The following is an 8,266-nucleotide window of genomic DNA, read 5'->3' on the forward strand; positions in this document are numbered from 1 at the left end:
CGCTGTGCTGTGTCCGTGGGAATGGGAGTCGATCGCTCCACCATCATGACCATGACCCGACAACTCCCGTCCCCGTCGCACCGCCAGTGGTCGATTGTGAGAGGAGTCGCATTTCCAAGCCCACGCTCTCGTAGTCAGCATTGACTGAAGAGCGGGAATTCGTCTGTGAGGGTCTCTGGCTGTCTGTGGCTGTCTATGTCTATCTGTCAGACGACGTCATAACGGTGTATGTCGGCTTCATCCTCTTGGGTCACATCGGTATCAAAGCCCCAGCCCCGAGGGACTCGCCTCGCCTTGCTATCTGTAGAGAACAACAGGGGATCGCACGCGAGCGTGCATAGTCTATTTATATTTGTACTATATTATTTAGTTATTGGTTTATTAGCAGATATTATTTGAGTCGCTCCTGCAGGAATGATGGATGTGCTGCAGTGACACCATCAACATTAAGCACCGACTCAGAAATCACATCTCCAAGTGCGTCACCGTCCGGCGCTCGGACCTCCGCTATTAACATATGATCGCCTGAAGATGTATATAGTGATTCGACTGAATCAAGATTTTTCAGTGTCCGCGTCACCTCAACGTACAGTTCTGAGGCGACATCAAGACCAACAACGGCAATTGAAGTTTCAGAGAGCTTTTTCGGATCAACGTCTGCGGAGTATCCAACGATTACACCCTCTTCTTCCATCTTTCGGATATATTTCCGGACCGTTGGCTTTGAAACGTCTGCTCGCTTAGCGATTTCCGAATATGATGCCTGTGCATCATCTTCGAGAACGTCAAGGATACGACCCTCTGTTGAGGTGACTTCCATACATTCATATTTCGGGTGCTGAAAAAAATAACTTCCGAATCAAAAAACCAACATCAGACTATCTGAACAACAGACAGTTATTTACTTATGTTTATCAAGGAATTTGTCGTACACTCGGTCCCACTCATAATCATCATCGAAGTATTTCTCTGCGAGTGGTTCTTCTGGCAGTTCACCAGTCTGTCTTTTCTCTTGTTGATATGATGGGCGCTTACTGTCGGTGTAATATCGACCAGTGAGAACAGTTCCCTCATGAAGTGCATTTTCAGTCTCAAACATCAGCTGTGAGGCTTTTGAGCGGTCCGTCACATCGACGTCATAATCGTCGGAATCGTTAATATCGATATATGGAACATATTGCTTTGCATCCTTATTCCACGTCGGGCACTGTGTCAAGAAATCGATATGTGAAAACCCATCATGCTCGATTGCTTCGACGATAATATCACGAGCTTGATTTGGATTAACTGCAGCAGTTCGAGCAACATATGATGCGCCTGCGTTCAGAGCCATCGAGAGTGGACGAATTGGGTCCTTCGCAGATCCATGTGGTTGTGTTTTCGATTTATGTCCCTTTGGTGACGTTGGAGACGTTTGTCCCTTCGTTAAGCCAAAGATCTCGTTATTGAACACAATATATGTCATATCGTGGTTCTCACGAGCGGTGTGCATAAAGTGGTTGCCACCAATACCATATCCATCACCGTCGCCACCTGCCGCAATAATGGTAAGACCATCATTCGCCATTTTTGCTGCTCGAGCAACTGGCAATGATCGCCCATGGATTGTATGGAATCCATAACTCTCAAAATAACTATTCAACTTGCCTGAACAGCCGATTCCTGTACAGACGAGCATCTCTTCGGGGGCGAGTCCAAGTTCGGCTGCAGCACCCTTTAACGCCTTAAGAACGCCAAAATCACCACAGCCAGGACACCATGTAGCCTGTGGCTCAAGTCCGGGGGTGTATTCATTACGGTCATGCTCCTGTTCTTCACCAATTGCACTAAATGCACTCATAATTAGTCACTCGCTGCTGGAATATATTTAGTTTCGTTACCACGAAGGGTTCGATCTTCGACGATACTATTAATGAACCCATCAACGATTTCCGCGGGTTCAAACGGATTGCCATTGTACTTAAGTAGGCTCGAAAGCTTCTCGCCGTACCGACCAAGCTCTTTCTGGGTCAGTCCACGGAACTGCGCGGAAGCATTCATTTCAACAACCAACACTTCATCGACGCTTTCTATGAATGATGATACTTCTTCGACTGGGTATGGAGCAAGTTCAGAAACGCCGAGCATCTTGACATGATACCCTTCGGTATCAAGATCATCGATTGCTTCTCTGACCGTTCCTTGTTGAGATCCAAATGTTAAAATACCGTACTGCGCTTTCTCTGGACCGTAATGGGTATTTCGCGTCTGCCCATCATTTTCGAGGTCCTCACGAATCGCTTCGAGTTTCTCCATTCGACGGTCGACTTGGTTAACTCGATTATCTGGATCCTCTGAAATATGACCTGCAGGCATGTGTTCATTCCCTGTCGCAAGGTATCGACCACCCTCCTGTCCAGGTAGTGATCGTGGACTAACTCCGTTTTCGCCGGCATGCTGGAAGCGATTATATTTCCCAGACGGATCGTGAGGTGCATCCTCTAATTCTGCCTCTGTAAGCGTTGATCCAAGATCTGGGTTTGGTTCCTCATCAAAGACAGTGGCATCGAGATTCTGCAGTTCACCACCATTTTTTTGATCATAAAGAATAATTGAAGGAATCTGATACTCATATGCAATTTGGAATGCACGCCGCGTCTGGTGGTATGCTTCCTCAGAGTCAGCAGGAGCGAAAACAATACGATGTGAGTCTCCCTGTGAGGTGTATAAGACGTGTTCAAGATCACCTTGTTCTGGTTTTGTCGGCATTCCTGTGGACGGACCAGCTCGCATCGCTTCGATGAGCACGACCGGTGTTTCAGTCATCTCAGCAAGTCCAAGCGGTTCAGACATCAATGCAAAGCCACCACCAGAGGACCCTGACATTGCTTTGACTCCAGCGTGTGATGCACCAATTGCAAGTGCTGCCGCAGCAATTTCGTCTTCAACCTGCTCTGAGACACCTCCAATCTCTGGAAGGTTCTGTGACATAATGGTGAAAACTTCTGTCCACGGTGTCATTGGGTATCCAGAGATGAACCGACAGCCCTCGTCAATAGCACCGTATGCGATTGCGTCTGACCCCGAAACAAGAACCTGTTCTTCATCATGACTTCCTGTTGGGACTGTGATATCAGGAACGTCAGCATCAAATTCTGAGTCAACGGTCTCATATGCGTCATCGAAGACATCCATATTTGGCTCAAAGATCTTCTCAGGCATCGCATCAGCCATCATATCTTTGATAATTCCCGGGTCGATATCAGCAATTGCACATGTGATTGCAACACCGGCTGTATTACGCATTACTTCGCGCCCGTGCTCACGGGCAATCTCTCGGAGGTTTACATCATAAACATGCCAATTGTTTGCTTCAACGCGTTCCTCAAAATTAGGGATATCATCGGCGTCAAGCAACCCTGTGTCATACACGATGACACCACCTTCGTGGAGATCATCAAGATTTTCTGAGAGAGGCTTGACTTCTTCTACGCCATAATATGCATCTTCCTGTGGATTTCGAGCGAATGAATCGCCGAGTGCCAACAGGAAATTATATCCATCACCACGTGATGTCACAGAGTCCGCAGAGACTCGTACTTCTGTATACGTGTGACCACCGCGGATACGTGACGGATAGTGACGGTGTGTGAATACATGTAACCCTGCGCGCATCAGGGCCTTCGCGAAATTCTGACTTGTCGAGGCGATTCCATCGCCGGAGCCACCTGCGATTCGCCAGATGAGTTCGTCGTCAGTCATAATTTAAGCTCACGGCCCGCATGGACCAGTAGTTAATATTCGAGTATGAATCGATTAAAGGCTTTGCTATACATTACCAAGGAAAAATAATGATGGAATCAACAGACAATGATTGATTCAATTTTAGTTTTTATACCATATTGTAATGCCGTAATTATTGTGTATAGTATAGGCTTATCCTTACAGAAGTCTCTCAGCTACCGTTCGAAATATAATAATCTAGAGAGTTAGAATAGAGCTAGTTATTTTGAGGACTTGATGGATGATATTCAGTTTCATATTGCCCTGGGTTATCATCAAGTCGATCAGGATTGATCCGACCATCAAGAAGCATGAAATCAAGGATAGTAATATTCAATATTGCTTCAACAACTGGGACTGCCCGTGGTGGGAGTACAGGGTCATGACGCCCCACAACCTGAATGTCTTTTTTCTCGCCCGTTTCCCAGTCGACGGTTTGTTGTTCCTTTGGGATTGATGTCGGCGCATGCCATGTTGCCTCACCGTATATTGGTTGTCCAGTGGTGATCCCACCCTGTAATCCTCCATGTGTGTTTCCTTCCGGTATTGGGTTACCATCATCGTCAAATTCCCAATCTTCATTCCGGTCTGACCCTCGCCATTCGCGTGCTTCGTGTCCAAGACCATATTCGACACTTGTGGTTGCTGGAATCGAAAACATCGCTTTGCCAAGACGAGAAGAAAGAGAATCAAATCGAGGTGCACCAAGTCCTGCTGGGACACCACGAGCTTCAAAGTAAATCGACCCACCAATTGAGTCACCCTCGGTTTGATACTCATCTATCTGTTCACGCATCATCTCAGCGGTCTCTGGGTGTGCACACCGAACCTCGCTTTCTTCGGTGTTTTCAATCATCTCCTCGAACGTTACTGGTGGTGCTTTGATATCTCCGATTTGGTTAACGTGAGCCTTTACATCCACCCCATATGTCGTGAGGATTTTTTGTGCGATTGCACCAGCAGCGACCCAATTAACCGTCTCACGTGCTGATGAACGACCGCCGCCACCCCAGTTTCGTGTTCCGAATTTTGCTGAGTATGTAAAGTCACCGTGGCTTGGTCGGGGAGCGGTGACATATGGTTCATATTTTCCAGATCGGGCGTCTTTGTTCTCAATAACCATCCCGATTGGTGTTCCCGTCGTATATCCATCCTGCACGCCAGAATTGATCTCGACTGCATCGGGCTCACCTCGCGAAGTAGTAATCATCGACTGTCCTGGCTTTCGACGATCGAGCTCAGCTTGAATGTCTGCTTCTTCGAGCTCAAGCCCAGCCGGGCAGCCAGAGACGGTCACACCCATCGCATCACCATGGCTTTCACCATACGTCGTGACCTGAAACATACGGCCAAATTGATTGCCATTCATTATGTGATAATTTGATTTCCGGGCATATATACATTGGAGATACTGACTGAGTGACCCATCCTGAGATCGGATGTGAGCGCTGAGAATTTCTCTGAAACCATTATTAAAGCTCTCTCAGTCACATTATCTCTTCAACTACATCAATCATAACCTCATCACCAGGGGAATAACCCGGTTTAATTGACCTTATTGTTCTGTTTGGATGCTCGCTCCAAGAGTTGATAGTGATTCAAAAAATGACGGAAATGATACGTCAACGTGTTCACCACCAGTAATTGTTGTTTCACCCTCTGCAACGAGTGCAGCAATTGCCAGTGCCATGACAATGCGGTGGTCTCTATGCCCGTCAACACGGGTTCCAGTAAGCGTTGTGTCACCACCATGGATAATTAATCGGGCATGCTCTTCGGTTATCGAGGCACCCATCGCGTCGAGTTCAGTTGCCATCGCGCTCACACGGTCTGTTTCCTTATATCGAACGTGTTCGCAATTTTCAATTACGGTGTCGCCATCAGCAATAGCACCAAGTGTTGCGACCGTTGGAAGAAGATCAGGCGTATCGCCAACATCAATTTTAGTTCCATTCAATGACGCTGCTGGGACGGTGAGTTCACCAGCATCATGATCCCACGTTACCTGTCCACCCATTGATTGAACAATCTCGACAATCGCACTATCACCCTGTGCACTTGGGTGAGCTCCTTCGATAATCACAGTATTATCAGCTGTGGCGGCGACAGCACCAGCGGCGATCAGATATGAAATTGATGAGAAATCACCGGGAACCGCATAGTTGCCGTCAGCTAGCACATATGACTGCCCGCCAGGGACCGCAAATCCATCACTGGTCCGGTTAACGGTGATATCAAATGCTGACAGCAGTTCAATCGTAATATCGACGTATGGAGCGGATTTTAATTCGGTCTTGAGAGTGATTTTGATACCATCCTCGGTCACAGCGCCTGCCATCAATAACGCAGTAATATACTGTGATGAGATATCACCAGGGATAGTAACCACACCACCCTGGAGCGCATCACCGACGACGATTGGCGCTTGTCCATTCCGTCGGGTTGACTCTCCGCGTCCATTGAGTGTCTCAATAGCCTCAAGCAATGGACCATGTGGACGCGACCGAAGCGATGCATCACCGGTGAGGACACATAATCCATCTGCAAGCGCACCACAAGCAGCAACGAGTCGTGTTGTTGTTCCTGAATTTTCGCAGTTGAGAATATCCGTTGGGGTCTGTGGGCGTCCATTGAACCCAGTAATCTCAATGCGATCTTCATCCACATGGTCCACAGTTCCACCAAATGCTTCAACTGCGCGTATTGTTGCTCGTGTATCTGCGCTAATCAGTGGATCGGTAATAACTGCATGCTCACCGTATCCTGCGGCAAGGATAGCTCGATGCGTATAACTTTTTGATGGAGGTGCACGAATTCGTCCATGGATGCGTGAGCGTGAGATACTGATGTCCATACGGTCGATGGTTTCGGTGGAAGTATGATGCTACCGGTCGTCGCACGGTTTAATCTAAGATATTCCGTGATCAGTAATCGTCCGAGTATGAAAGCAAATGTATCGATATGTGCGTAGATAGCTGGATATTAGAACTGAATGATAGGCACTTGGGCTGTTGTGAGTGATTATGCCTGTGGTGATATTCTCATATTATTCCATGAGAAAATATCAATGACATTGCCGTCGATATCCTAAGATGACGATAGTTTTATTGAAGTATCATATCGTATATTGAATATCTCGTTGAGCAGTAAAGCAAATCATATAATATAGATGCTGAGAAAAGATATCATTCGACATCTGACTCGGATTTCGAATGCGCGGTAAGACACTTCCTGGTACTGATACTTCCGAAGATACATCAAGTCGGGTTATCCTTCACGTCGATATGGACTGCTTTTATGTATCTTGTGAGCGTCTGCGCGAGCCGGCATTGAGAGATGTGCCCGTTATTGTCGGGATGGGTTATGAATCAGGAGAGACATTTGGTGCCGTTGCAACAGCAAGCTACGAGGCGCGTGACTATGGTATTGAAAGCGCACAACCAATATCGCAAGCGCTTGAACAGCTACCGCGTGTAGACGCAAATGATGCAGATGACAACGGCATAAAAATAGAGCAATTTGGATGTTATCGACCAGTTGATCTCGATTTTTATCAGTTAGTGGCGGCAGAAGTCAAGAATATCCTGCATGATTGTGCAGATACAGTACGTGAGGTAAGCATTGATGAAGCATATCTTGATGTCACTGATCGAACAACGTGGCATCAGACCGATGACGGTGACCGAACGCTTGCAGAGGGATATGCGCGGTATGTGAAACAGCGGATTGCGCGAACGGTGGGCGTTCCAGCGAGTGTTGGCGTTGCTCCGAATATGTCAACAGCAAAAATAGCATCTGATCATGAGAAACCTGACGGACTTGTCGTTATCAAACCAGGATCTGTGGCGTCATTTCTCAGCCCGCTTCCAGTTGAGTCTATTCATGGTGTTGGTCCTGTAACAGCGGATCGGCTCAGTGAGTTAGGGGTTCAGACGGCAGGGGATCTCGCTGCAGCGGACCGAGAGCAACTTACCGAGATTCTTGATTCACGGGTAGAAACATTGTCGAAGCGCGCAATGGGTGATGATGATCGCGATGTAACACCAACAGGGAAACCACAGAGTTTGTCGAGGGAATCAGCCTTTGCAGCCGCGAGTGAGGATGAAGCACAGAAACGAGATGCTATCAGTGGACTCGCGGTTGATGTTGCTGCGAGAGCTAACCAACGAGATGCGCTGTATCAAACAATCGGAATCAAGATTGTTATTCCCCCGTATGAAGTACATACTCGTGAACGGTCATTATCAGGTCCGATCGAAAACCCAGATCTTGTCGTTAATATCGCCTGTGAGCTTCTTTCAGAATTTGAAGGAGAAGCTGCTCGAAAGCTTGGTGTTCGGGTCTCAAACCTCTCGTTTGCTGCAGCAGATCAGGTGCAACTCAACGCACGCGAATGGGATGGTGACCGTTCATCTGTTTCAATTTCGACAGTTGACAGCGCTGAGAATGAGACCAATGAGACGAATAAATACCCACATGACTCACGAAGCAATGGACAGGCGTC

The 8,266-nt window shown here is 47.4% G+C and carries 6 protein-coding genes; 1 reads left to right on the plus strand and 5 read right to left on the minus strand.

The genetic code is table 11. From position 1 onward, the window contains the following. Nucleotides 1-391 precede the first annotated feature (391 nt). From lrpA1 to aroA, 5 genes are all read right to left on the minus strand, one after another. A complete protein-coding gene (gene lrpA1, locus J07HQW2_RS08490) occupies nt 392-820 on the minus strand; it encodes an HTH-type transcriptional regulator LrpA1 (RefSeq protein WP_021055042.1) in 429 nt (142 codons plus the stop codon). An 81-nt stretch (nt 821-901) separates the two neighbouring features. Continuing rightward, nucleotides 902-1,840, minus strand: a complete 939-nt coding sequence (locus tag J07HQW2_RS08495) for a thiamine pyrophosphate-dependent enzyme (RefSeq protein ID WP_021055043.1) — start codon at nt 1,838-1,840, stop codon at nt 902-904. Between the two features lie 2 nt (nt 1,841-1,842). Beyond that, nucleotides 1,843-3,741: a 2-oxoacid:acceptor oxidoreductase subunit alpha gene (locus J07HQW2_RS08500; RefSeq protein WP_021055044.1), complete on the minus strand. Its 1,899-nt coding sequence runs from the start codon at nt 3,739-3,741 to the stop codon at nt 1,843-1,845. A 238-nt stretch (nt 3,742-3,979) separates the two neighbouring features. After that, the gene (gene aroC, locus J07HQW2_RS08505; protein WP_021055045.1) at nt 3,980-5,131 is read right to left on the minus strand and encodes a chorismate synthase; all 1,152 of its coding nucleotides are present in this window, start codon (nt 5,129-5,131) and stop codon (nt 3,980-3,982) included. Nucleotides 5,132-5,317: 186 nt separating this feature from the next. Continuing rightward, entirely contained in the window at nt 5,318-6,616 is a 1,299-nt protein-coding gene (gene aroA / locus J07HQW2_RS08510) for a 3-phosphoshikimate 1-carboxyvinyltransferase (RefSeq protein ID WP_021055046.1), read from the minus strand. 358 nt (nt 6,617-6,974) lie between these two features. Here aroA and dinB point away from each other — a divergent pair. Further along, on the plus strand, nt 6,975-8,266 hold a 1,292-nt coding region (dinB, locus tag J07HQW2_RS08515; RefSeq protein WP_021055047.1), incomplete at its 3' end, for a DNA polymerase IV.

Origin of the sequence: Haloquadratum walsbyi J07HQW2 (assembly GCF_000415985.1) — an archaeon.
GTDB classification, from domain to species: Archaea; Halobacteriota; Halobacteria; order Halobacteriales; family Haloferacaceae; genus Haloquadratum; species Haloquadratum walsbyi_B.

Coding starts and splice junctions, on each gene's coding strand:
- J07HQW2_RS08495 (WP_021055043.1), bottom strand. CDS start 1,840: ATGAGTGCATTTAGTGCAATTGGTGAAGAACAGGAGCATGACCGTAAT.
- J07HQW2_RS08500 (WP_021055044.1), bottom strand. CDS start 3,741: ATGACTGACGACGAACTCATCTGGCGAATCGCAGGTGGCTCCGGCGAT.
- aroC (WP_021055045.1), bottom strand. CDS start 5,131: ATGAATGGCAATCAATTTGGCCGTATGTTTCAGGTCACGACGTATGGT.
- aroA (WP_021055046.1), bottom strand. CDS start 6,616: ATGGACATCAGTATCTCACGCTCACGCATCCATGGACGAATTCGTGCA.
- lrpA1 (WP_021055042.1), bottom strand. CDS start 820: ATGGAAGTCACCTCAACAGAGGGTCGTATCCTTGACGTTCTCGAAGAT.